Origin of the sequence: Piscirickettsia salmonis LF-89 = ATCC VR-1361 (genome assembly GCF_000297215.2) — a bacterium.
Lineage (GTDB): Bacteria > Pseudomonadota > Gammaproteobacteria > Piscirickettsiales > Piscirickettsiaceae > Piscirickettsia > Piscirickettsia salmonis.
The window spans coordinates 1-2,495 of sequence record NZ_AMFF02000072.1; the positions used below are offsets into that span (position 1 = coordinate 1).

Genomic DNA, 2,495 nt, shown 5'->3' on the forward strand with positions numbered 1-2,495 from the left:
TTCAGATGACGGAGGGCGCATGATCAAATTGAAGATATGCAAAAGCTCGCTCTTAAAAAGAAAAATAAGCGATTGGACTCATAAGCATAATATTTTTATAATCGTGTTTTTATTGTAAGTTATGCTTTTGAGGTATGAAATGTTGCACGTTGTCTTATATGAGCCTGAAATCCCACCTAATACTGGCAATATCATTCGTTTGTGTGCAAATGTTGGCTTCAAATTGCATTTAATTAAGCCCTTAGGCTTCGATGTTGATGATAAGCGTTTACGGCGCGCAGGGCTTGATTATTATGAGTGGAAAGAGATGCAGGTTCATGAGAATTTTCATGCCTTTTTAAGAAGTTCACAGTGCCAGCGAGTGTTGCTTTGTGAGACCGAGGGAGAGCAATCGTATGATCAAGTGCATTACCAAGCAGGCGATGCGTTGGTCTTTGGTCCTGAGACGCGTGGGTTGCCACAAGATTTATTAGATCACTGGCCTAAAGAGTTACTCTTTCGTTTGCCGATGCAGGCAGAAAGCCGCAGTATGAACTTATCAAACTGCGTTGCTGTTGTGGTCTATGAAGCCTGGCGCCATCTAGATTTTGCGGGTGCTGCAGGGTTTAAGTAATCTTGTTGCTCTCAGGTTTGGGTATATGTATATGTTAGCTTTTAGTTCTGTTGTTTTATTTTTCGCTTGATAAATAAACTAATAAAAAGAGCGCAGCTAAGCAGTGAGAAAAAAAGCCCAGACCAGGTGGCTAAGCTGATGTTAAACAGTGTTGATGTTACTAAAGCACAGTCACTCGAACCATGCAAGGCCATTTCTATGGTTTTTAACAGGGGGTAGTGTTGCAGCATATAACTAAGGTTAGGTAAGCACTGCATGCTGATGCCTTCAGGTGCATGTTGTAGCCAGATTTGGCGCCCGGCAAGTCCTGTTCCTGTTAAGGTGCATAATAGTGCACCTGCTTGTAGAATGCGTAAGCCCAGTCCTTGCCAAGGTTTTAGCGCTAAAATAATTAGCACCACTAAAGTTGCAATCAGGGCAAAGCGTTGCAACAGGCAGAGCGTGCAGGGGACTTGGCCGACAATATACTGCAAGTAAAGGCTATAGGCTAATATAACGGCACTGCTGAATCCAAGTAAGCGATAGAGGTTAAGGTGTGAGCACAAGCAACGCATCATTACAGCGGCCTCCCAAAAGGCTGTAAGCCAACGGCTGCGCGGGCTTTTTCTAAAAGCGGGCGACTGATATTGCGAGCTTTTGCTGCACCGGCTTGGAGGATGTCTTCGATATGGGCTGGGCGTGTGCTTAGAGCCTCATAGCATGCACGCATTTCGCTAACCTCACTATTTACGCGATCAAAGAGTTTTTGTTTGGCATCACCCCAGCCGATGCCCTTGGCAAACGCCTCACGCATTTGTGCTGCTTCTTCTTTGCTTGCAAAGGCTTGGTAGATTTGAAAAATAGTATTGTCTTGGATGCTTTTAGGTTCCCCCGGCTCTTGTGAATTCGTTTTAATTTTCATAATGAGCTTTCTCAGTTTTTTCTCAGGGATAAATAATGGAATGGTGTTGCCATAGCTTTTACTCATTTTGCGCCCATCAAGGCCAGCTAGTGTTGCAACTGTAGTATCGACTTCAACTTCAGGTAAAGTGAACAGCTCACCATAATGATGGTTGAAGCGTTGGGCAATATCACGTGCCATCTCCAGGTGTTGAACTTGGTCTTGGCCAACAGGAACTTTATTGGCATTAAAAGCGAGAATATCTGCGGTCATTAAGATGGGGTAACTGTACAGCCCCATGGTGATGCCAAAATCGGGGTCATTGCTTTGAGCTTGATTGTCATCTACAGCAGCTTTATAGGCATGGGCTCGATTCATTAAGCCTTTGGCAGTTAAGCAGGTGAGTATCCAGGTCAGTTCTGTGATTTCTGGAATGTCCGATTGTCGGTATAAAATCGCTTGTTCTGGGTTTAGGCCACAGGCCAGCCAAGCCGTGGCAATCTCAAAGCTTGATTGGTGTGTGAGTTCTGGGTCTTGTGCTTTAATCAGTGAATGATAATCGGCTAAAAAGTATAAAGAAGTGACATGGGCTGCGCGGCTACGGGCAATGGCCGGTCGAATGGCGCCAACATAGTTGCCCAGGTGGGGAGTGCCAGATGTCGTGATGCCGGTTAATACAACTTCTTGTTTCACTGAAAACCTCGTTTTTCTTTCGCTTGGTGATTCTTTAATTCTCTAAAGCTCACTTAGAGTCCAACTATGAAGGCTTATTGTAACAGAATTTGTTTTAAACAGAATGCTTGTAAAGGTGGGTTTAATTGTTGTCTTATCCCGAAAAAATTACTTTCGTGCTCAATAGTATTACAGGTGGTATTGTGGGATCGCCCTCCGTCATCTGAAGTGCAACACTCAGTAGAGAGTTCATATTCATACAGATAAACTCTCTAGTTCGCCTTTTGACTTAGAGGGTAGAGATGGTTTATCGGCACTTAAATGAAAAAG

General features: G+C 44.0%; 3 protein-coding genes. 1 reads left to right on the top strand and 2 read right to left on the bottom strand.

Going from position 1 to position 2,495, the window contains the following annotated elements; all coding sequences use genetic code 11:
• Positions 1-139 precede the first annotated feature (139 nt).
• Entirely contained in the window at positions 140-613 is a 474-nt protein-coding gene (gene trmL, locus C200_RS07785; RefSeq protein ID WP_016212085.1) for a tRNA (uridine(34)/cytosine(34)/5-carboxymethylaminomethyluridine(34)-2'-O)-methyltransferase TrmL, read from the top strand.
• Between the two features lie 41 nt (positions 614-654).
• Here the strand turns inward: trmL and C200_RS07790 are convergent, their stop codons facing one another.
• Positions 655-1,170: a disulfide bond formation protein B gene (locus tag C200_RS07790; RefSeq protein WP_032126534.1), complete on the bottom strand. Its 516-nt coding sequence runs from the start codon at positions 1,168-1,170 to the stop codon at positions 655-657.
• The gene (gene trpS / locus C200_RS07795; protein ID WP_016212084.1) at positions 1,170-2,186 is read right to left on the bottom strand and encodes a tryptophan--tRNA ligase; all 1,017 of its coding nucleotides are present in this window, start codon (positions 2,184-2,186) and stop codon (positions 1,170-1,172) included. The genes C200_RS07790 and trpS overlap by 1 nt, the downstream gene beginning before the upstream one ends.
• Positions 2,187-2,495 lie beyond the last annotated feature (309 nt).